Consider the following 21,590-nt stretch of genomic DNA (forward strand, 5'->3'; position numbering starts at 1 on the left):
AATCCGCCACGCGTGCCGAGCGCTTAGCCTATCGAATCGCGCGCCGCCACCCCGTCGCGCTCGCGCTTTTGCAGCCAGTCCCACACCAGCCACCCCGCCGCCATGCAGACGAACGGCATGGCCGGATAGTGAAAGCGGCTCTGCCCGGAAAAGACCATCGCGATCGCGCTGGGGTAGGCGGCAATCCCATAAGGCAGGAGCCACCAGTCGATCAGCGGTGCACCGGTGGCAAGCCGTCGCCGGACCTGCACCACGCCCGCCACCAGAAACAGCCCGAGCAAGCCGAAATACCAGAGCTGGTTCGCCGCGCGCAGTCCGAGGAACAACATCGGCGCGGCGTCATGCGCGGGCGAATAGCCATCATAGAACCACAGCGCCTCGCCATCCGGCCCCCACAGTCGCAGCAGCTTCAGCGGCATGAGCTGCACAAAGCGGCCCGGGTTTGCCTTTATCCATTCGGTGCCCAGCCGCTTGGCCTCGGCGTCGTATGCCATCTCGTCAAGGTCGGTTCGGGCATCGAGCGCCACGACAACCGGGTCCTCGGGCGTGAAGGTGCCGCGCGCGCTATCGTTGTTGCCGGTCAGCAGGGTAATTCCGCCATTGGTCGAAACCGCGATCCATGCGCCCATCTCGCGATGGTTGCGCAAGGTCCACGGCGCGACCGCCAGCGCCGCCGCTGCCATCAGGATGGCAAAGCGCCCGACGATTCCCGGAAAACGCCGCCAGACGTCGCCCTCGCGCCACAGCCCGATCGCGAAGATCAGCGGCACGACGACCATGGTCTGCGCCTTGACCAGCGTGGCAAGCCCGAACACCAGTCCCGCGATCACGATCCGGCCTGCACCCTTCTTCACGATCAGCAGCCAGCACCCCGCCAGCAGCAGCGCGGTATAGTACACCTCGGTCAGTGCGAGCGGCACGTAAAGGATCGCATTGGGATAGACCGCAAGCAGCGCCAGCCCCAGCCGACCCGCGCCTTCGCTGCCGAACAGCTTGCGTCCCAGATCCAGCGTCAGCCAACCGCCCACCACGCTTGTCGCAAGGTTGAGCAGCCCCACGGCGAGGACCGAGGCTCCTGTCACGCGGAACAGCACCGAAAGCGTCAGCGGCCAGCCCGGCGGCCAGTAGGCGGTCGGCTCGCCATGGTCACCCTGATAGCCCAGCCCGCGCGCCAGCATGTCCGCGCGGCTGAAGTACCACGCCGCGTCCGAACTCGGCTCGACCATGCAGGCGATCGACAACAGGCGCAGCGCGATGAACACGCCAAACAGCGCCAGAAGCGTGTTGCGGCTGGTGGCGACCCAAGCGAGCGAGCGGGAAAGGCGGTCGATCATGCGATCGGCCTAGCGCCTGCGGGTAAACATAGCGTTGTGCAGGATCGAATGTGACAAGCACCATCGACACGATGACAATGACACTTGACATTGATGTGCTTGTAGTCAAGTAAGCTTGTCATCAGATCAAGGAGGCTTGACCAATGTCCGCCAAAATCAAGAACCCCGCCGCCCGCCGCTATACCGTCCGTCTTTTCGTGCTGATGACGGCCTATGTTCTCTTCCTTGTCCTCGCCAAATGGATGTTCAAGCAGGGCCTTGCGCAGGACGGCTGGGCCTATGCGCTCGCCCTTCTGCCCGCGCTGCCGATAATCGGCGTATTCTGGGCGGTCATGCGCCTGCTTGTCGAACAGACCGATGAATACCTGCGCATGTTGCTGGTGCGGCAATGCCTCTTTGCAACAGGCTTTGCGCTGTTCGTTACCACGATCCGCGAATGGCTTCAGAACTTCGACCTGATCCCGGCAGGCGACGGCGGCTTCGGCGCGGCGTTCTTTTGGTTCGCAGGCCTCGGACTTGGCGCACTGTTCAACAAGCTGACGCTGGGCGACGCCGGCTGGGACGGAGGCTGCAAGTGAAGAACCGCCTCAAGGTCCTGCGCGCGGAACGGAACTGGAGCCAGGCGGATCTGGCCGAAAAGCTCGAGGTCAGCCGCCAGTCGGTCAACGCGATCGAAACGGGCAAGTACGACCCCTCGCTCCCGCTCGCCTTCCGCATCGCCGACCTGTTCGGACTGCCGATCGAAGCAATCTTCGAGAAAGGAGAATGACCATGAGCTGCCTTCGGAGAACCCGCAATTTTGCGATGTGGACGGCTATCGCAGTTGCCATCACCGCCGCCTCGATGTCATCGAGCAAGCCGCGCAAGGCGCATATCTCGACTGTCCGCGCAGAAGCGATCCCGCCACGCGTTTCGCTCACGTTCCCGCTCAACTGACCTTGCCCCGGCGGGGGCGGCGGGCCATGACTTGCCCATGACGAATGTATCGCGCTTCACCCTGCCCTCGGGCCAGCAGATGGCCTATCGTTGGTCACCCGGCCGAATGCCGGCCATAGTCTTCCTCCCCGGCTACATGTCGGACATGAGCGGAAGCAAGGCGCTGGCGGTGATGGACTGGGCGCAGGATCGCGGCCGGGCCTGCCTCCTGCTCGACTATTCCGGCTGCGGTGAGAGCGACGGCGATTTCGCCGATGGCAGCCTGTCGCAATGGCGCGACGAGATCGTGGCGCTGGTCGAGCACCTCGGCCTTGCAAGTGTGCACCTCGTCGGCTCGAGCATGGGGGGCTGGCTCATGCTGCTTGTGGCCGAAGCGCTGGGCGACAGGGCAGAGGCGCTCGTCGGCATCGCACCCGCACCCGATTTCACCGAATGGGGCATGTCGCAATCGCAGCGTATCGAACTGGCGGCGGGCCGCACGATCTACAAGGATAACCCCTACGGGCCCGAACCGACGCCCACCCATGCGTTGTTCTGGTCCGATGGCGAGCGCAACAAGCGCCTGAAATCTGGCATCGCCTTCGATGGTCCGGTGCGTCTGCTCCATGGCCAGAACGACGATGACGTGCCGTGGGAAGTCTCGCTGCGGCTGGCGCAGGCGCTGCGTTCAGCCGATGTGCAGGTCCATCTGATCAAGGACGGCGATCACCGGCTTTCGCGCGAATCCGATATCGCCCTCTTGCTGCGCGAGCTGGCCGGAATTGAAGGATAAGCCGATGATCGATCTGCCCGCGCCGCTCTTTGCCGTCGAGATGGCGCAAGCGGTTGGCCAGCCGCAGCCCGGCCTGATGCAGGTCGGTCCCAATCCTTCGCCGGGGCAAACCTCGCCCCTGCCGATCCCCCGCCGGCGCAAGCAGGCCGAAACCGAGGCGCAAGCCGGCATGATCCGTCCCGATCTTCCGCAACAGGACCGCCTCACCGCCTGCATCGCCAAGGCGGCGAGCGATCCGCAGGCCGCCTTGGTCGAGGCAAGGGCCTGGGTAGCCGAAGGGGCAGACGCGGGCCAGAACGTCCGGGCCAACCAGTGCCTCGGGCTGGTCCTGTCGAACGGCGGGGATTTCGAAGGCGCGCTCGAAGCGTTCGGGCAAGCCGTCTCGGGTATTCCGAAAGAGCAGGAAATTGCCGCCGTCCCGCTCATGGCGATGGCCGGCAACGCTGCGCTTGCAGGAGGCCAGCCACAACCCGCGCTCGACTGGTTCGACCGCGCCCTTGCCGTGAAGGGCTATGCCGACAACGCCGCCTTGGGCGCGGTTCAGGCAGACAGGTCGCGCGCACTCGTCGCGCTGGGGCGCATGGCCGAAGCTGGAGGTGCACTCGACGAAGCGCACCGTCTTGCGCCCGAAGACGGCGAAGGCTGGCTTCTCTCGGCCACGCTCGCCCGCCGCAACAACGATCTGCCCCGCGCCCAGCGCGACATCGAGATTGCCGCAAAGTACGCCCCGCGCGATCCCCGCGTCGGACTTGAAGCTGGCGTCATCGCCGTGCTCGACGGACGCGAGGACGCAGCGCGCAAGTCGTGGGAGTCGGTCGTTTCGGCCGATCCGCAAGGTGATTCGGGAAAGGTTGCAAAAAGCTACCTTGAACAGATTGGCCCCGCGCCTACATCTGCTGCACCCCCTGCAACAGAGAAGCCGAACCCATGAAACTTTCCGTCCTCGATCTGGTCAGCGTGGTCGAGGGCGGAACGGTCCGCGATGCGCTCGACAATGCCGCCGCTGCCGCCAGGGTTGCGGAGGAGTGCGGCTACGAACGCTATTGGGTCGCCGAGCACCACGGCATGGAAGGCATCGCCAGCGCAGCCGTATCGGTCGCGCTCGCGCACATCGGCCATGCGACATCGTCGATCCGCATCGGATCGGGCGGGATCATGCTGCCCAATCACAATCCGCTGGTAATTGCCGAGCAGTTCGGCACGCTCGATGCGCTGTTTCCCGGCCGCATCGATCTGGGGCTGGGCCGCGCGCCCGGTGCCGACCAGCGCATCATGCGCGCGCTGCACAAGGACACCAACCGCGCCGCCGAGGACTTTCCGCAGGATGTCGTCGAACTGCGCGCGCTGTTCGCGGGCGATCCGCGCGTGCCGCTGCATGCCACTCCGGGCAAGGGCGCCAATCCGCAGATGTGGATTCTGGGATCGAGCCTGTTCGGGGCGCAGCTCGCCGCAATGCTCGGCCTGCCCTATGCCTTTGCTTCGCACTTTGCGCCCGATCATCTCGATGCTGCGCTTGCGCTTTATCGCGAACGCTTCCAGCCCTCCGATACTCTGGCCGAGCCCTATTGCGCCGCTGCCATCAATGTCGTCGCCGCCGATACCGACGAGGAAGCGCTCCTGCTCGCCTCGTCGATGGATCAGGCTTTCGTCGCGCTGCGTACCGGCAATCCTGGCAAACTGAAGCCGCCGATTCCCGGTTACCGCGAAAGCCTGCCGCCGTCCGCGCTCGGGATGCTTGAGCACGTCCGCCAGGTCAGCGCGGCTGGCAGTGTCGAGACCGTGCGTCAGGGTCTGGCCGCATTTGCCGAGCGGACGGGCGCTGACGAGATTATCGTCGCAGCCTCGATCTTCGATCAATCGGCGCGGTTGCGCTCGCTTCGTCTGGCCATGCAGGCCGCGCGGGGGCTCGTGGCCGCGTGAGTTTGCGGTGAAGTCTGCGCCTGATGCGAAACTACGGCACAACCTGCCGAACTGGGCGTTCACAACGGCGGGTTAACCGGCTCGCGCCATTCAACCGGACTTGTCGGCGGGCAATGGCTGGATTACCATCCGTAAAAATGCTACAAGACTGTAGTATATAATTACAAGAGGGTGAAACAATCTCTTGCAGGAGAGCCGGGAACCAAGCGCATGGCGTCGAAGTCCGTAGTCGAATCGCATGTCCCCACCGCCGGATCAGCAGGCGTGCCGGACACCACCCGTCAAATGTCCGATCCTCTCGCCCAAGCGCTTGCCGCCCGGTTCGGAGCGGCCCTGCTACCCGACGAGGCGCGCGACTTCGATGCCCCGCGTCTTGCCGAAGCGGCGCGCTTCGTGACTGCCGCCGCCGCTCACCGCAACGGCAGCGAGCCCGCCATTGCGATCGAAAGCGTCAGCGGTTCGGAAAGCGGGGCGCGCCATCTGCGCATCGCGGTCGTCAACGACGACATGCCCTTCCTTGTCGATTCGATCGCCTCGACGATTACAGGCCAGGGCCTTGCGATCGACCGGCTCGTCCACCCGGTCGTGGCAGTGCGCCGCGATGCATCCGGGACGCTCACGGCCTTCCCGGAGGGAGATGCCGCAGGCGAACGCCGCGAATCCGTGGTCTATCTCGAAACCGAACGTGCCGACGCGCGTCAGCGCCGCGCGCTTGCCGCTGCGCTGGATGAAACGCTTGCCGATGTCCGCGCCGCCGTCGCCGATTGGCCGCTGATGCAGGCGGCCATGCGCGAGGACGCGGCCAATCTTGCCGATCCCGAAGGTGCCGCCCTGCTGCGCTGGCTGGCGGACGGCATGCTGACTCAACTGGGCTGCGTCACGCGCCATCGTGACGGTCGATACGAAAACCCGCTCGGCATCTGCCGCGCCAGCGCCGAATCGATCCTTGCCGCCGCCTCGTTCGACCGGGCTTTCCGCTGGTTCGATGAAGCCGGCACCGACGGGCAGGGCCGCGTGCCGCTGATCGTCAAGGCCAACCGCATCGCCAACGTCCACCGCCGCGTGCCGCTCGACTTGTTCATCGTGCCGCGCGTCGAGGCAGGCAAGGTCACCGCTCTGTCGGTCCATGCCGGCGTCTGGACCAGCGCCGCGCTCGCCGCCGCGCCTGACCGCATTCCCCGCCTGCGCACCCAGCTTTCCGAACTGATGGACAAGTTCGGCTTTGCGCCCAATGGCCATGCCGGCAAGGCACTGGTCCACGCGATGACCGCGCTGCCGCACGACCTGCTCGTCAGTTTCGCCGATGCCGATCTGGAACGCGTCGCCACCGCGATGATGAGCCTGGTCGACCGGCCCCGCCCCCGTCTCGCGCTGGTTCAGGCTCCGCTGGCGCGCCACCTTTTCGCCTTCGTCTGGCTGCCGCGCGACGTGCTGTCCACCGAAGTGCGCCTCTCGATTCAGGCCATGCTCGAAGCCGGTGCCGGAGCGCACGTGCTCGATTGGTCGCTACAGGTCGAAGGCAGCACGCTTGCCATGCTGCGCTTCGTTCTCGACGTCCGCGAACGCGAATCGCGCGCCGACGAAGCCGCTCTGGACATGCGCCTTCAGGCCATGGTGCGGGGCTGGGCAGGCGCTGTGGAAGCCGAGCTTGCCGCCACTGAGGAACCCTCGCGCGCTGCCGCCATCGCCGCGCGCTATGCCGATGCCTTCCCGCTGGCCTATCGTAATGCCGGCCCCGCCGAGGCCGCGCGCGATATTCGCGTCCTGCGCACGCTCTCGGGCAGCAACGCGCCGCGCCGCGCCGTGCGCCTCCATCGCAACATGGGCGAAGTTGCGCTGCGCCTGAAGCTCTATCAGCGCGAAGGCGCGATCATCCTGTCCGATGCCGTGCCGGTGCTCGAAAACTTCGGCTTCCGCGTGCTGGAGGAAGTGCCGACCCCGCTCGACGGCGGCCGCCTCGGCTTCGTCCACGATTTCCTCGTCGCGCACACGGCTGACAGCAGCGTCGATGAGCTTCTCGGCCGCGCCGATGCCATAGAAACCTCGCTTGCTGCGGTGCTCAATGGCGTGGCAGAGGACGATGCGTTCAATCGCCTGATCGTCGCCACGGGTCTCAGCGCGCAGGAGGCCAACTGGCTGCGCGCCTTCTATCGCTACTTGCGCCAGGCGAGCATGACCTTCGGTATCCACACCGTGGTCGAAGCGCTCAAGAATGCGCCCGAAGTCACGCGCAACCTTATCGCGGCCTTCGTCGCGCGCCACGATCCGGGTTTTGCAGGAGATCGCGAGGCTGCTTTCACCCGGGCCGAGGACCGGATCAGGGCAGGCCTTGCTGGCGTTGCCGCCATCAACGACGACCGCCTGCTCCGCCAGTTCCACGCGCTCGTCATCGCGATCCTGCGCACCAATGCCTTTGCGCCTGCCGCTGCCGAGGCACTGGCGTTCAAGATCGATTCTGCGCTCGTCCCCGGTCTGCCCAAGCCGGTGCCTTGGCGCGAGATTTCGGTCTATTCACCGCGCGTCGAAGGCATTCATCTGCGCGCCGGACCAGTTGCGCGCGGCGGCCTGCGATGGTCCGATCGCCGCGATGACTTCCGCACCGAAATCCTCGGTCTGATGAAGGCGCAGCGCGTGAAGAACGCGGTGATCGTGCCGACAGGCGCCAAGGGCGGCTTTTATCCCAAGCATCTGCCCGATCCGGTCAAGGACCGCGAGGGCTGGCTGGCCGAGGGCAAGGCCAGCTATCAGGTCTTCATCCGCACGCTGCTCTCTGTCACCGACAACATCGTCGAGGGCAAAGTCGTTCATCCGGCGCATGTCGTGATCCGCGACGGTGAGGACCCCTACTTCGTCGTCGCCGCCGACAAGGGCACTGCCACCTTTTCCGACGTCGCCAACGCCATCGCGGAGTCGAAGGACTTCTGGCTCGATGATGCTTTCGCCAGCGGCGGCTCGAAGGGCTATGACCACAAGGCGATGGGCATCACCGCCAAGGGCGCGTGGCTCTCGGTGCGCCGCCATTTCCTTGAACTCGGCGTCGATGTGCAGACCCAGCCGGTCCGCGTGGCTGGCTGCGGCGACATGTCGGGCGACGTTTTCGGCAACGGCATGCTGCTGTCCAAGGCACTCAAGGTCGTGGCCGCGTTCGATCACCGCCACATCTTTCTCGATCCCGACCCCGATCCTGCCGCAAGCTGGGAAGAACGCGCGCGCATGTTTGCGCTGCCCCGTTCTAGCTGGGACGATTACGACAAGAGCCTGATTTCCAAGGGCGGCGGCGTGTTCCCCCGCTCGATGAAGGCGATCCCCTTGAGCGCCGAGGCGCAGGCGATGCTCGGGCTGGATGTGGCCGAGATCGATCCGGAATCGCTGATCTCGGCGATCCTGCGCGCGCAGGTCGATCTGCTGTGGTTCGGCGGCATCGGCACATACGTAAAGGCCAGCACCCAGAACAACGTCGATGTCGGCGATCCTGCCAACGATTCGCTGCGTGTTTCGGCCAATGAAGCGCGGGCAAAGGTGATCGGAGAGGGTGCGAACCTTGGCACCACGCAGGCCGCCCGCATCGAGTTTTCGCTACACGGTGGCCGCATCAATACCGATTTCATCGACAATTCTGCGGGCGTCGATTGCTCGGACAACGAGGTCAACATCAAGATCGCGCTGGCCGCAGCCAAGCGCTCGGGCAAGCTGACCGAGGAAGGCCGCGTCGATCTGCTCGTGTCGATGACCGACGACGTCGCCCATCTCGTGCTCGAGGATAATCGCCTGCAGGCGCTTGCCCTCTCGATCGCGGAGCGCGGCGGTGCTACGGCCATGCCGGCATGGTCCCGGCTGATCGACGTGCTCGAGGAAGGCGGCGATCTTGATCGCAAGACCGAGGGGCTCGCCAGCGCAGAGGACTTCGCCCGCCGCGCCGCTGCGGGGCAAGGCCTTACGCGGCCTGAACTTGCGGTCCTGCTTTCCAGCAGCAAGCTCGTGCTCCAGCGCGAACTGGAAGAGAGCCCGGTGGTCGACGATCCGGTGCTCGAGGAAGAGCTGATCGCGGCATTCCCGCCGCCGATGCAGGAAGCCTACGAGACCGAGATCACGCACCATCGTCTGCGTCGCGAGATCATAGCAACCAAGCTCGCCAACCGCGTGATCAACCGCATGGGCCCGGTCCATCCGTTCGAACTGTGCGAGGAGGAAGGCTGCAACCTCGCACAGGTCGCCGCTGCATTCGTCGCGGCCGAGCGCCTGCTCGATCTGCGCGCGACATGGGCGATGCTCGATGAGGCGGCGTTGCCCGAGACGCTGCGCCTCGCATTGTTCGAACGCATCGCGCAGGGGCTTCGCGGCCACATCGCCGATGTCCTGCGCGCCGGGCGTGGCACGATGCAGCCCGCCGCCCTGATCGAGGATCTTTTCGGCGGCGTCGCCTTGCTCTCGCACACCGCGGCGGAACTGCTGCGTGGCGAGGCGCGCACTCAGGCCAGGCAGATGGCGCAGGAACTTAGCAGCGCAGGCGTCCCTGCAGACATCTGCACACGCATTGTCCACCTGTTCGACATGGACGGCGCGATTGGCCTGGCGCACCTTGCCGGCGAGCTGAACGTCGATGCCGGTGCGCTTACCGGCGCCTTTGCCGATCTCGGGGCCGCGCTCGGTCTTGATTGGGCGCAGCAGGCCGCGCGCCGCATGAATCCATCCGATCCGTGGGAACGGCTGCTCGTCGCGGGCCTTGCGCGCGATTTCCAGCAGATGCGGCTCGATTTCCTCGCGCGGTCGCAGGGCAAGGGCCCCGATGCCTTCGCGTCCGACTGGCTCGGGACGAATGCGGCGGCGGTGCGCCAGTTCCGCAGCCTCGTCGCGCGCGCGCAAGCGGCGCCGGCAGTTGCCCCCGCGATGCTCGCTCAGGTTGCGAGCCAGGCCCGGACCTTGCTTGGGCGGTGATCCTGCTGCGCCGGTAACAGGCAGGAACCGGGCTGGACGGCGCGTGTAGCTCCTATATACGCGTGTATACAGCCTTGTTCCCGGAGTCCCGATGCTGCAATTTCTTCGCGGGCCAGTCCTTGCCATATGCATCCTGCTCGGCGCGGCCCCTGCCATGGCGCAGGGCCGTGGGCCGCTGGTGCTTGCCGCCGCGAGCATGCGCGAAGCGCTGACGGATGCCGCCAGCCGCTGGACCGCCAACGGCCATGCGCGACCGGTCGTGTCCTTCGCCGCCTCGTCCGCGCTTGCACGGCAGGTCGAAGCCGGGGCCGGGGCTGACCTGTTTGTCTCGGCCGACGAAGAGTGGATGGATTACCTTCAGGCAAAGAGGCTGCTCGTTGCAGGCACCCGCGCCCGCCTGACCGAAAACCGCCTCGTCCTGATCGCGCCCGCCGCCAGCAGGATCGGCTTGCGCATCGCGCCGCGCTTCGCCCTTGCCCGCGCGCTGGGATCAGGACGCCTCGCCATGGCGGATCCCGCCAGCGTCCCTGCCGGACGTTATGGCAAGGCCGCGCTCGAACGCCTCGGCGTCTGGCCCACGGTCGCACGCCGGATCGCGCCTGCCGAAAACGTCCGCGCCGCCATGGCTCTGGTGGAACGCGGCGCGGCGCCGCTCGGCGTCGTCTATCTGACCGACGCCCGGGCCTCCGCGAAAGTCCGCGTCGTCGGCACGTTTCCCGCCAGCAGCCATCCCTCGATCACTTACCCCGTCGCGCGGCTCAAGGCCTCGGTCCATCCCGAGGCCGAAGCCTTCCGCCGCTTCCTGATCTCTCGCGAGGGTCGCGCCATTCTTGCCCGTCGCGGTTTCGGAGCGCGCTGAATGGGTTCGGCGGAATGGGAAATCGTGCGCCTTTCGCTCAAGGTCAGCTGCGTCGCCGTGGTCCTTTGTCTGCCGGTTGCTTTCGCACTCGCCTGGGCTCTGGCGCGTGGCCGCTTTCCCGGCAAGGTCGTGCTTGATGCGCTTGTCCATTTGCCGCTGGTCCTGCCCCCGGTCGTCACCGGATGGCTGCTGCTTCTCGCCTTCGGTCCCGCAGGCCCCGCCGGTCGCTGGTTTGAGGCCACGCTCGGCCTGACCTTCATGTTTCGCTGGACCGGCGCCGCGCTCGCCGCCGCCGTCATGGCCCTGCCTTTGATGGTCCGCGCCATGCGCCTCTCGATCGAAGCGGTCGATCCCCGGCTTGAACAGGCCGCGATGACGCTCGGCGCATCGCGCTGGCGCACGTTCCGCACCATTGCCCTGCCACTGGCGCTTCCGGGCGTGGTGGCAGGCGCTGTCCTCGGCTTCGCGCGCTCGCTCGGCGAATTCGGCGCGACGATCACGTTCGTGTCGAACATTCCCGGCGAGACGCAGACCCTTCCCCTCGCAATCTACAGTGCGCTTCAGATGCCGGGGGCGGAAGGCGAAGTCACCCGCCTGGCGGTCATTTCGGTCCTGCTTTCGCTCGGCGCGCTGGTCGCATCCGAAGCGCTGGCGCGGCGGAGCGGAAGGGGCGGCCATGTCCTTTGAAGTGCGTGTCGCGCGCCAGCTCGGTGACAGCCGCATCGCGGCAGAATTCACTACGCCGGCAGGCCTCACCGCCTTGTTTGGCCCGTCGGGCGCGGGCAAGACGTCAGTCCTCAATATGGTCGCAGGAATGCTCCGCCCGGACAGCGGGTACATCGCGGTCGATGGCGAGATTCTGTTCGACAGTGCCGCCGCCATGGACATTCCGCCGCAGGACCGGCGGGCAGGCTACGTATTCCAGGATGGCCGCCTGTTCCCGCACATGCGCGTGCGCGACAATCTCACCTATGGCGCGGCGCGGGCGGCAAGCACCGGGCTGATGACGCTCGACGACGCGGCGCAATTTCTCGGCATCGCGCATCTGCTCGATCGCTGGCCGCGCACGCTCTCGGGCGGAGAGGCGCAACGCGTCGCGATCGGGCGTGCGCTCCTCTCGGGCCCGCGCTTCCTGCTGATGGACGAACCCCTCGCCGCCCTCGACCGCGCGCGTCGTGAGGAAGTACTGCAGGTGATTGAGCGTCTGCGCGACGAGGTGCGCCTGCCGATCCTCTATGTCAGCCATGATCGCGCGGAAGTCGAACGGCTGGCGGGATCGATCGTCGAGCTTTGATCCGGGAAACCGGCATCCGGTTCTCGCTTGGGTGAAACGGTCTTTTTGATCACGATCGGTTGACGCGCCGCAAGTTTTGGCCAAATCGGGCGTGCCAAGCGGAGGATTCAAAATGGCCAGTGGACTTGATCGTGCGGACGTTGTCATCGTGGGCGCGGGTCATGGCGGCGCGCAGGCCGCGATCGCGCTGCGCCAGAACGGTTTCGAAGGTCGTGTGCTGGTTATCGGCCGCGAACCGGAAATCCCTTACGAGCGCCCGCCGCTGTCCAAGGAATATCTCGCCCGCGAAAAGACGTTCGAGCGCATCTGCATCCGTCCCGCGCAGTTCTGGACCGACAAGAACGTCGAGATGAAGCTCGGCGTCGAAGTCGTCTCGCTCGATGCTGGGGCTCACACCGTCAAGCTGAATGACGGGTCCGAAATCGAATATGGCAAGCTGATCTGGGCCACCGGGGGCGATCCGCGACGTCTTTCGTGCATGGGGTCCGATCTTGCCGGCGTCCACGCCGTGCGCACCAAGGAAGATGCCGACCGCCTGATGCACGAGCTCGACGCGGGCGCGAAGCGCGCGGTGGTGATCGGCGGCGGTTACATCGGGCTTGAAGCTGCCGCAGTGCTGACCAAGTTCGATGTATCTGTCACGCTCCTCGAAGCGCTTCCGCGCGTGCTTGCGCGCGTCGCGGGCGAACAGCTCTCCGAATTCTACCAGGCCGAACACCGCACCCACGGCGTCGATCTGCGCACCGGCGCGGCGATGGACTGCATCGAGGGCGACGGGGCCAAGGTGACCGGCGTGAAGATGGCCGATGGCTCGGTCCTGCCAGCCGATATCGTGATCGTCGGCATCGGCATCATTCCCTGCATCGGCCCGCTCATCACCGCAGGCGCGGCTGGCGGCAACGGCGTCGATGTCGACGAATTCTGCCGCACCACATTGCCCGACGTCTACGCGATCGGCGATTGCGCCGCCCACGCCAACGACTTTGCCGATGGCGCAGTGATCCGCCTCGAATCGGTGCAGAACGCCAACGACATGGCGACGACTGCCGCAAAGGACATCTGTGGCGCGCCCGTGCCCTACAAGGCGACGCCGTGGTTCTGGTCGAACCAGTATGATCTCAAGCTGCAGACGGTCGGTCTTTCCACTGGACACGACAACGCGGTGCTGCGGGGCGACCCGGCGACCCGCTCGTTTTCGGTGGTGTATCTCAAGGGCGGAAAGGTCGTCGCGCTCGATTGCGTTAACATGGTCAAGGATTACGTCCAGGGCAAGAAGCTGGTCGAGGCACGCGCGCAGATCGCACCTGAAGCCTTGGCCGACGCGAGCGTGCCATTGAAGGAAATGGTGGCCTAAGCCTCTCTCGGGCAAGGCTTTCCTATTGAAATGCTGTTGGATTGTTTCCTTCGGGAAACTTTCCGACTGGCAGGATCACGCCTGATCGGAAAGCCGCGCGAGCGCCCACTGCGCGGCATCGGCCACTGCCGGATCGGGATCGACTGTCAGGTCCTGCACAATGGGCAGGAGCGCTGGGTCACCACTGTTTCCGGCCGCGTACAGACAATTGCGCACCCAGCGATCACGCCCGATGCGCTTTATCGGTGATCCTGAAAACACCTTGCGGAAGGTCGCGTCGTCCAGCGCCAGCAGTTCTGCCAGCTTGGGCGCAGCAAGCTCCGCACGCGGCAGGAATGCGCGGTTGGCCTGCGCGGCCTTGGCAAAGCTGTTCCATGGGCAGGCGGCCAGGCAATCGTCGCAGCCATAGATGCGATTGCCCAGCGCCTCGCGGAATTCCTCCGGCACCGGTCCCTTGTGCTCGATCGTGAGGTAGGAAATGCAACGCCGTGCATCGAGCCGGTAAGGCGCAGGGAAGGCCTGCGTCGGGCAGGCGGTCTGGCAGGCGGAACAGGAACCGCAGCGGTCGGCATGTGGCGCGTCGGGCGCCAGATCGAGCGTGGTGTAGATCGCACCGAGGAACAGCCACGAACCGTGCGTGCGGCTGACCAGATTGGTGTGCTTGCCCTGCCACCCGATTCCCGCCGCCTGTCCCAGCGGCTTTTCCATGACCGGCGCGGTATCGACGAAGACCTTCACCTCTGCGCCCGGCACCTCGGCCACCAGCCAGCGCGCCAGCGCCTTGAGATTGCGCTTCACCACATCGTGGTAGTCGCCGCCCTGCGCGTAAACCGAGATGCGCCCGCGATCCGGGTATTGTTCCAGTTTGCGCGGGTTGTCGGCCGGAGCGTAGCTCATGCCCAGTGCGATCACGCTGCGTGCCTGTGGCCATAACGATTGCGGGCCGCGCCGGTGGTGGAGGCGCGTCTCCATCCATTCCATCGTCCCGTGCGCGCCTTCGCCCAGCCATTGCTCCAGCCGCTCGCTCGCCACGGAATCGTCGGTCGCAGGCGCAATACCGCAGGCCGCAAAACCAAGGCGCGATGCCTCTGCCTTCAACCGTTCCGCGACAAGTCCTTCTGCGCCATTAACCAAGCTTGCTGCCTCGCTCGTTCATCGCCTAGGCTTAGGGGCATGAACCATGAAGATCGAGCTAGGGGAATGGCCGTTGTCCGGCAACGGGATTGAAGCGGGCGATGATCTCGCGATCATGGCGCGCGGGCTGGTCAAGCGGTTCGATGGTTTTACCGCCGTCGACGGCGTCGACATTTCGGTGCCCAGGGGTTCGATCTACGGCATCCTCGGGCCGAACGGCGCGGGCAAGACCACAACCTTGCGCATGCTGCTCGGCATCATCGATCCCGACTCCGGGTACCGGCGCGTGCTGGGCGCGGAGCATCCCACCGACGTCGCGCGCCGCATCGGCTACCTGCCCGAGGAGCGCGGTCTCTATCCCGCGATGAAGGCCTACGAGGCGATCGCGTTTCTGGCCGCTTTGCGCGGCGTGCCGCTCAAGGAAGGGCGACGTCGCGGGCGCGAACTGCTGGAGGAAAACGGCCTGGGCTATGCCGCCGATCGGCAGATCCGCCAGATGTCGAAGGGCATGGCGCAGCAGGTGCAGTTGCTCGGTACGCTCGTCCATCAGCCAGACCTTGTCGTGTTCGACGAACCATTCTCTGGTCTCGATGCGCTCAACCAGGGCAAGCTCGAGCAGATGATCCGGGCGCTCGCGGCGCGGGGCACCACGGTGATCTTCTCGACCCACGTCATCGCCCACGCCGAACGTCTGTGCGATCAGGTGGCTATCATCGCAGGCGGCAAGGTTCCCTTTGCCGGACCGGTCGATGTCGCGCGTGACCGCCTGCGACCGCAAGTGCGGCTCGAAACGCGCGCGCAGGATGGGCCGTGGCGCGCCGCACTTCCAGAACAGGTGCGGCACGAAGGCGCGTTCTGGTATTTCACCCTGCCTGAAAGCGGAATCGAGCCTCTGCTGCGCGCGCTGATCGAAGGCGACGCTGGCATTCTCAGCCTGTCGATCGAGCGGGCAGGGCTCCACGATGCGTTTGTCGCGATCGCCGGCGAGGCCGCGGCACGGGCGCTCGAGGAAAGCGCGGGAGAAGCCAAGTGATCTCCATTGCCGAAAAGCTGCGCGCCGCGCTGGTCATCGCCCGCCGCGATTTCGTGGCCGTGATCTTCTCCAAGACCTTCATCTTCTTCCTGATCGGCCCGGCGTTCCCGGTGTTGGTGGGAGGGCTCGCCGGGAACATCGGCGCCAAGGTCCAGCAGAACGTCGAACGCCCGACGCTCGGGCTTGCCCTGAGCGTGCCGGACACCGACCGCGTGCTCGCGGCACGGGAGGAACTCGACGGGAGGCTGGCAGGGCCAATGCCGGCGATCGAGGTGCTGAAGCGCGTGACGCCGGGCGAATCGTTCGATGCGCGCGCAGCGCTAGCCGATGGTGACCGGCAGGTGACCGTGGTCATGGGTGGCACACTTGACGCTCCGACCCTGACCGGCCCGTCAGATCGTGTGCGGCAATGGACCGGCCTCGTCTCCAATCTGGCGGCGCACGCCCGTTCGGGCGAAGTGATGCGCTATCCCGACGTCGCGGTCGAGGAAGTGACCACCAGCGTCGCCAAGGTGCGCAGCGGGCAGGCTTACACCGCGCAAGGGGCACAAGTGCTGCTGTTCCTGCTTACGATGCTGCTGGCGGGCATGGTCTTGTCAAATCTCGTCGAGGAAAAGGGCAACAAGATCATCGAGGTGCTGGCCGCCGCCATCCCGATGGACGCGATGTTCCTTGGCAAGCTCTTTGCCATGCTCGGCGTCAGCCTTGTCGGGATCGCTGTCTGGGGCGGCGTCGGCGGCGGGATCGTGCTGCTCGGGGCGCGGGACATGCCCGCCCTGGCAGTGCCCGCAGTGGGCTGGCCGCTGTTCCTCGTACTCGGCTTCCTCTATTTCTCGATGGCCTATTTGCTGATGGGGTCGCTGTTTCTCTCGATCGGCGGCATGGCCTCGACCGTTCGCGAGGTGCAGACCCTGTCGATGCCGGTGTCGATGTTCCAGCTGATGATGTTCTTTTTCTCCAGTTATGCGCTGACGACGCCAGGTACGTGGGTCGAATGGTTGTCGATCATCTTCCCTGTCAGTTCGCCTTACGCAATGCTCGCCCGCGCGGCGCAGCAGCCGCAAGTCTGGCCGCATGTTCTGGCGCTGTGCTGGCAGGTGCTGTGGGTGGCGATCATCGTCCGGGCAGGCGCGCAGCTGTTCCGCCGCACGGTGATGAAATCGGGCCCCTCGCAGCCCAAGGCCGGGCGCAAGGGACTGTTCAGCCGCTTCAGGCGCAAGCCTTATTGACATTGATGTAGGTTGTGGCAGGCTGAGCTTCGAAGCGGACCGCCATTCAAAGCGCGGCCGCGCCGGAGGATTGCCATGGCCAGCCAGCTTGCGCCCGAAGTGCCTGCGTTCACTTACCATACCGCACCGACCGCCACGCAGGCCTTTGACGCCTGGTTGAAGGAAAATCCCCAAGCAATTCCAGCCAATTCACATGTCTGGGACGTCAGCCGCTCGGACATCTATGTCGAGGATCGCTGGCAGCCGATCTTTGCGCAGATGCGTGCGCAGGCTCCGGTCAACCACGTGCCCGAATCGCCTTATGGCGCCTACTGGAACGTCGTCAGCCACAAGGCGATCACGCATGTCGAATCGCTGCCCGAGCTGTTTTCGTCGTCGTGGCAATATGGCGGCATCACGATCGGTGATCCCCCGGCCGACATCGATCCGCAGAAACTGGCAGAGCGCCAGTTGCCGATGTTCATCGCGATGGACCGGCCCGACCATACCGGGCAGCGCCGCACCGTCGCGCCTGCATTTACTCCGGCCAAGATGGTCGACATGGAGCGCGAGATTCGCCGCCGCACCTCCGATGTGCTCGATTCACTGCCATGGGGCGAGAAGTTCGACTGGGTCGACAAGGTTTCGATCGAACTGACCACCGGAATGCTGGCGATCCTGTTCGGCTTCCCTTGGGCAGACCGCCGGCTGCTCACGTTCTGGTCGGACTGGGCGGGCGATGTCGAGCTGACGCTTGCCAAGGATCTGGCCGACATGCGCTTCGGCTTCCTTGGAGAGATGGCGCACTATTTTCAGCGGCTGTGGGGCGAGCGGATGCGCGCCGAGCCTTCGGGCGACCTCATCTCGATGATGATTCATTCCGAGGCGATGAACCACATGAGCCCGCAGGAGTTCATGGGCAATCTCGTGCTGCTGATCGTGGGCGGCAACGACACCACGCGCAACACCATGTCGGGCATCGTCCATGCGCTCGATACCTTCCCCGACCAGGGCGACCTGCTGGCCAGCGATCCCTCATTGATTCCAAATGCGGTGCAGGAATGCATCCGCTTCGTGACCCCGCTGGCGCACATGCGTCGCACCGCAACCGCTGATGCCGACCTGTTCGGGCAGCAGATCAAGGCGGGCGACAAGATGGTGCTGTGGTACCTTTCGGCCAATCGCGACGAGACCGTGTTCGAAAATCCCGACAAGCTGATCGTCGACCGCCCCAACGCCCGGCGGCATCTTGCTTTCGGGCACGGCATCCACCGCTGCGTCGGCGCGCGCCTCGCCGAACTGCAATTGCGCATCCTGCTGGAAGAAATGCACGAGCGGCGGATGCGCGTGCGCGTGACCGGCGCAGTCGAACGCGTGCGTGCAAACTTCGTCCACGGCTTCCGCAAGCTTGAGGTGGAGCTTGAAAAGCGCTGATTAAGCCTCACCTATGACCTGCGTCACGAATGCGTCGGGCAGGTCGGGCTAAGCAAAGCCAGTTCCTGTCGGTGGGTCCCCGCCCCCAATTGGGCACCTGCCCTCCCGGCCCGCCGACAGGACACCGAGGTTAGCCATGATCCCCGATACAATCGACGTTACCGGCACGCAGGACCTTCCCCGTCGGCGCTTCATCGTGCTTCTCGGCGCCAGCGCCGCGTTGCCGCTAGCCAGTGCCTGCAGTGCCAAATCCGCTGCAAAGGGCACTTTCCCGATCGCGAAGAGCGAAGCCGAGTGGAAGCGCGTGCTGACCGCTGATCAGTATTACATCCTGCGCCAGGAAGGGACCGAACGGCCCGGGACCTCGCCCCTGCTGCACGAAAAGCGCAAGGGCACTTTCGTCTGCGCAGCCGATGGCAGCGCGCTGTTTGCATCTTCCACCAAGTTCGAGAGCGGCACCGGGTGGCCGAGCTTCTTCAGGCCGATCGCCAGGGCCGTGGGCACGACCACCGACCGTTCGCTCGGCATGTCGCGGACGGAAGTCCATTGTGCGCAATGCGGAGGGCATCTTGGCCACGTTTTCGATGATGGTCCTGCGCCCACCGGGCTGCGCTATTGCATCAACGGCGATGCGTTGAAGTTCCGCCCGGCCTGAGAGCAGAGTCAGAAACAACCGTATCGGACCATTAGTCCGTAGGTGGTAGCCCTGACGCGTGTCAACGCAGGCAAGTGCGTCGGGGGATCGCCTTTTTCCTGCTGTTGTTGCCCCTCCTGTGGGTCACTTGGGGGTGGGACGGATCTGTCCACCGCGACCACCGGCAGATCCTGAAGGTCACGCCGATGCTGTCGCCCGATCGCATTCGCGCGCTCGCGCCGCTTGGCCCCTTCCGTGTCGAAGGTCTGTGGCAACTGGCCAGTCCAAATTCGTTCTTCTCCGGATGGTCCGCGCTGGCCGTCATGCCGAGCGGCGCTTTCATGGCGTTCAGTGACAGAAACACGCGGCTGCGCTTCACCCCGCCCGGATTTACGGGGCCGCGGCCTCGGGGGCTTCACAGCACCGTGATCATGCGCGCGGTCTATGCCCGTCGAGCGGACAGGAGTCTTGCGCAACTTGACATCGAATCCGTGGTGCTGCGGCCGGACGGGACGTTCTGGTTCGGGACCGAGGATGACGCCCGGCTGATCCGCATTGCACCCGATCGGCATCACGGAAGCTTCGTGATGGTCCCGCAGATGAAGGACTGGCCCGTGAATGGCGGGGCCGAGGCGATGGCGATCATGGCCGACGGGCGCTGGGCGATCTTGTGCGAGACATGCGGCCCGCGCCGGGGTGGCCTGCATCTCGGCCTGCTCTTTCCCTCCGATCCGGGCATCGCTCCCCCGCGTGAGTTCGGTATCGTGCTTCCTGCGGGCTTCGATCCGGTGGACATGGCTCCGTTGCCCGATGGTCGGATGCTCATCCTGACGCGGCGACTGTCGTATCTGCCGCCACACTTCGAATCCGGTCTGGTCATTGCCGACTTTGCGCGCCTCGATCCCGACCGGCCTTTCCGAACGCGGGAACTGGCGCGGATCACGCATCGGGACCTGCGCGAAAACTATGAAGCCATGGTGGTCCAGCAGGACGGGGCGGGGACTTCGGTCTGGCTGCTGTCGGACGACAACGGTGCTGCCAGCCAGCAGACCAAGCTGATCAAGCTGCGAGTCGACAGCGTGGCATTGGGCAAGGTGCGCTGACGCCGGACAGACCAAAGGCCCCCTTTCCGCGAGGGAAAGAGGGCCTTGGTATCAGCAGTCCCTTGCGGGAGGCTGGATCAGGCAGCCGAGGCCTTGACCAGATCGCGCTTCACCTTGAGCGCGCGGGCCGAGAGCTTCGTGTCCGACTGCTTGAGCAGCCAGTTGTCGAGGCCGCCGTTGTGCTCGACCGAACGCAGACCATGCGTCGATACGCGGAACTTGAAGCTGCGGTCCAGCTTCTCGCTCATCAGCGTCACGTTCTGCAGGTTGGGCAGGAACAGGCGCTTGGTCTTGTTGTTGGCGTGGCTTACGTTGTGACCGACTTGGCGGCCCTTACCGGTCAGTTCGCAGATACGCGACATGTCTAAAACTCGCTTCGCTTGTTCGATAATACCTATCGGGAAGGCGCGGCTCTTATCGATTCACGGCACGAAGTCAAGGATTCGGAGTTTGAAAGCGACGTTCCGGCACTTATACCCCGCGCGATGACCCGCTGGCCCCTGCCCGACCCGATGCGCGCCGCGCTTGATGAGGCGTTGCTTGCGCAATGCGCAGGGGAAGTGCCGATCGGCGCGGTCGTGGTCAAGGACGGCAAGGTGATAGCCGCGGCACACAACCAGCCCCGCACCCTGTGCGATCCCACCGCCCATGCCGAAGTGCTGGCGATTCGCGCTGCGGCTCAGGCGCTGGGGCAAGAGCGGCTTGACGGTTGCGATATATGGGTGAGCCTCGAGCCATGCGCGATGTGTGCAGGCGCGATCGTCCATGCGCGGATTGCGCGGGTATATTACGCGGCGTCAGACCCCAAGGGCGGCGCGGTGGAGCATGGCGCGCGCGTGTTCGACCAACCGACCTGCCTGCACCGTCCCGAGGTCTATTCGGGCATGGGCGAGGACGAGGCAGCGCAGATGCTGCGCGCCTTCTTCCGGGCGCGACGCTAAAAGCTGCGCCAGATCTTTACGGGAACGCCATCGCCGGGGCCATTTCCGCCGGGGCAGCGCGTGGGCTTGAACGTGCGTGCGTGACAGACGTGGACTTCGCGCAGCCAGCCATCGCGGCCGAGCAGGAGTTTGATCATCTCGGGCCGCAGGTGCGGGTTGGCAATGACCAGGGCTTCGCGCACCGTGCCCGCGTCCAGCCCTTCCTTGCGGGAAAGCCGCGCCATGTCGGGGAACTGCATGGCCTGGAACAGCGTGCGGCCCTTGTCGAAATAGGCGGCGGGATCGCGGGTCATGCAGCTGCCGTGCTTGGCCCATTCGTGAACCATCAGCGAAGCCGAGGGCGTGGTGCACATGTTTCGGCGCAGGGTCTGCGCATCGGGCATGCGGCGCACCGGGCACCACTGCGGATAGGCTCCGCGCACGCCTTCGGGCCAGAGTCCGTGCAGGACGAAGCCGAAGCGCCCCATCGCGCCCGAGCATTGCGTTGCGCTGGCGGGATCGCGCTTGCGCGTGCGACAGAACTCGGGAGACCAGCTGACCGCGAGGGTATAGCCGGTCACCGGCACTACGCGCGGCGGCGCGTCGGGCTCGGGCAGGGGCGGGACCGAGACTTGCGGCGGCACGCGGCATTGCCACCCTTGCGCGAGTGCGGGGGCGGCAAAGGCCATGCCGAGAAGCGCGAACGCGCGGCGCATGGGG

The 21,590-nt window shown here is 65.5% G+C and carries 21 protein-coding genes; 17 read left to right on the forward strand and 4 right to left on the reverse strand.

Annotated elements, in window-relative coordinates; all coding sequences use genetic code 11:
• Nucleotides 1-23: 23 nt before the first annotated feature.
• Nucleotides 24-1,334: an ArnT family glycosyltransferase gene (locus AC2A04_RS09165; RefSeq protein ID WP_484212018.1), complete on the reverse strand. Its 1,311-nt coding sequence runs from the start codon at nucleotides 1,332-1,334 to the stop codon at nucleotides 24-26.
• A 143-nt stretch (nucleotides 1,335-1,477) separates the two neighbouring features.
• On the opposite strand from AC2A04_RS09165, the gene AC2A04_RS09170 reads away from it, so the two are divergent.
• The 11 genes from AC2A04_RS09170 (at nucleotide 1,478) to AC2A04_RS09220 (ending at nucleotide 13,404) form a co-directional block, all read left to right on the forward strand.
• On the forward strand, nucleotides 1,478-1,912 hold the full coding sequence (locus tag AC2A04_RS09170) for a hypothetical protein (protein WP_484212019.1): 435 nt from the start codon (nucleotides 1,478-1,480) through the stop codon (nucleotides 1,910-1,912).
• Complete coding sequence (locus AC2A04_RS09175) at nucleotides 1,909-2,103, forward strand: helix-turn-helix transcriptional regulator (protein WP_484212020.1); 195 nt, start codon at nucleotides 1,909-1,911, stop codon at nucleotides 2,101-2,103. Before AC2A04_RS09170 ends, AC2A04_RS09175 begins: the two co-directional genes overlap by 4 nt.
• A gap of 2 nt (nucleotides 2,104-2,105) precedes the next feature.
• A complete protein-coding gene (locus AC2A04_RS09180; RefSeq protein ID WP_484212021.1) occupies nucleotides 2,106-2,270 on the forward strand; it encodes a hypothetical protein in 165 nt (54 codons plus the stop codon).
• 37 nt (nucleotides 2,271-2,307) lie between these two features.
• Nucleotides 2,308-3,042 carry an alpha/beta fold hydrolase gene (locus AC2A04_RS09185; RefSeq protein ID WP_484212022.1) on the forward strand — a complete coding sequence of 245 codons (735 nt, stop codon included), beginning with the start codon at nucleotides 2,308-2,310 and terminating at the stop codon, nucleotides 3,040-3,042.
• 4 nt (nucleotides 3,043-3,046) lie between these two features.
• A complete protein-coding gene (locus AC2A04_RS09190) occupies nucleotides 3,047-3,973 on the forward strand; it encodes a hypothetical protein (RefSeq protein WP_484212023.1) in 927 nt (308 codons plus the stop codon).
• Nucleotides 3,970-4,962: an LLM class flavin-dependent oxidoreductase gene (locus tag AC2A04_RS09195; RefSeq protein ID WP_484212024.1), complete on the forward strand. Its 993-nt coding sequence runs from the start codon at nucleotides 3,970-3,972 to the stop codon at nucleotides 4,960-4,962. The genes AC2A04_RS09190 and AC2A04_RS09195 overlap by 4 nt, the downstream gene beginning before the upstream one ends.
• A gap of 210 nt (nucleotides 4,963-5,172) precedes the next feature.
• Entirely contained in the window at nucleotides 5,173-9,897 is a 4,725-nt protein-coding gene (locus AC2A04_RS09200) for an NAD-glutamate dehydrogenase domain-containing protein (protein ID WP_484212025.1), read from the forward strand.
• A 91-nt stretch (nucleotides 9,898-9,988) separates the two neighbouring features.
• Nucleotides 9,989-10,756, forward strand: coding sequence for a molybdate ABC transporter substrate-binding protein (gene modA, locus AC2A04_RS09205; protein WP_484212026.1), 768 nt, complete (start codon nucleotides 9,989-9,991; stop codon nucleotides 10,754-10,756).
• On the forward strand, nucleotides 10,757-11,443 hold the full coding sequence (gene modB / locus AC2A04_RS09210) for a molybdate ABC transporter permease subunit (protein ID WP_484212027.1): 687 nt from the start codon (nucleotides 10,757-10,759) through the stop codon (nucleotides 11,441-11,443).
• Nucleotides 11,433-12,050 carry a molybdenum ABC transporter ATP-binding protein gene (locus tag AC2A04_RS09215; protein WP_484212028.1) on the forward strand — a complete coding sequence of 206 codons (618 nt, stop codon included), beginning with the start codon at nucleotides 11,433-11,435 and terminating at the stop codon, nucleotides 12,048-12,050. Before modB ends, AC2A04_RS09215 begins: the two co-directional genes overlap by 11 nt.
• Before the next feature lie 112 nt (nucleotides 12,051-12,162).
• Complete coding sequence (locus AC2A04_RS09220; protein ID WP_484212030.1) at nucleotides 12,163-13,404, forward strand: NAD(P)/FAD-dependent oxidoreductase; 1,242 nt, start codon at nucleotides 12,163-12,165, stop codon at nucleotides 13,402-13,404.
• A 75-nt stretch (nucleotides 13,405-13,479) separates the two neighbouring features.
• On the opposite strand, the gene queG is transcribed toward AC2A04_RS09220, so the two are convergent.
• A complete protein-coding gene (gene queG, locus AC2A04_RS09225; RefSeq protein ID WP_484212031.1) occupies nucleotides 13,480-14,538 on the reverse strand; it encodes a tRNA epoxyqueuosine(34) reductase QueG in 1,059 nt (352 codons plus the stop codon).
• A gap of 46 nt (nucleotides 14,539-14,584) precedes the next feature.
• On the opposite strand from queG, the gene AC2A04_RS09230 reads away from it, so the two are divergent.
• The 5 genes from AC2A04_RS09230 to AC2A04_RS09250 all read left to right on the forward strand — a co-directional run bounded on the left by AC2A04_RS09230 (nucleotide 14,585) and on the right by AC2A04_RS09250 (nucleotide 19,950).
• The gene (locus tag AC2A04_RS09230; protein ID WP_484212032.1) at nucleotides 14,585-15,571 is read left to right on the forward strand and encodes an ABC transporter ATP-binding protein; all 987 of its coding nucleotides are present in this window, start codon (nucleotides 14,585-14,587) and stop codon (nucleotides 15,569-15,571) included.
• On the forward strand, nucleotides 15,568-16,800 hold the full coding sequence (locus tag AC2A04_RS09235) for an ABC transporter permease (RefSeq protein WP_484212033.1): 1,233 nt from the start codon (nucleotides 15,568-15,570) through the stop codon (nucleotides 16,798-16,800). The genes AC2A04_RS09230 and AC2A04_RS09235 overlap by 4 nt, the downstream gene beginning before the upstream one ends.
• A 75-nt stretch (nucleotides 16,801-16,875) precedes the next feature.
• On the forward strand, nucleotides 16,876-18,213 hold the full coding sequence (locus AC2A04_RS09240) for a cytochrome P450 (RefSeq protein ID WP_484212034.1): 1,338 nt from the start codon (nucleotides 16,876-16,878) through the stop codon (nucleotides 18,211-18,213).
• Nucleotides 18,214-18,349: 136 nt separating this feature from the next.
• Nucleotides 18,350-18,868, forward strand: coding sequence for a peptide-methionine (R)-S-oxide reductase MsrB (msrB, locus tag AC2A04_RS09245; protein ID WP_484212035.1), 519 nt, complete (start codon nucleotides 18,350-18,352; stop codon nucleotides 18,866-18,868).
• Nucleotides 18,869-19,053: 185 nt separating this feature from the next.
• Nucleotides 19,054-19,950, forward strand: a complete 897-nt coding sequence (locus AC2A04_RS09250; protein WP_484212036.1) for an esterase-like activity of phytase family protein — start codon at nucleotides 19,054-19,056, stop codon at nucleotides 19,948-19,950.
• Nucleotides 19,951-20,027: 77 nt separating this feature from the next.
• On the opposite strand, the gene rpmB is transcribed toward AC2A04_RS09250, so the two are convergent.
• Nucleotides 20,028-20,312, reverse strand: coding sequence for a 50S ribosomal protein L28 (rpmB, locus tag AC2A04_RS09255; RefSeq protein WP_484212037.1), 285 nt, complete (start codon nucleotides 20,310-20,312; stop codon nucleotides 20,028-20,030).
• A 123-nt stretch (nucleotides 20,313-20,435) separates the two neighbouring features.
• Between rpmB and AC2A04_RS09260 the strand changes: the two genes are divergently transcribed.
• Nucleotides 20,436-20,891, forward strand: a complete 456-nt coding sequence (locus tag AC2A04_RS09260; protein ID WP_484212038.1) for a nucleoside deaminase — start codon at nucleotides 20,436-20,438, stop codon at nucleotides 20,889-20,891.
• On the opposite strand, the gene AC2A04_RS09265 is transcribed toward AC2A04_RS09260, so the two are convergent.
• Entirely contained in the window at nucleotides 20,888-21,586 is a 699-nt protein-coding gene (locus tag AC2A04_RS09265) for a ribonuclease T2 (RefSeq protein ID WP_484212039.1), read from the reverse strand. The genes AC2A04_RS09260 and AC2A04_RS09265 overlap by 4 nt on opposite strands.
• Between the last annotated feature and the right edge of the window lie 4 nt (nucleotides 21,587-21,590).

This window comes from Novosphingobium sp. HNCC26DJ243 (assembly GCF_057180545.1).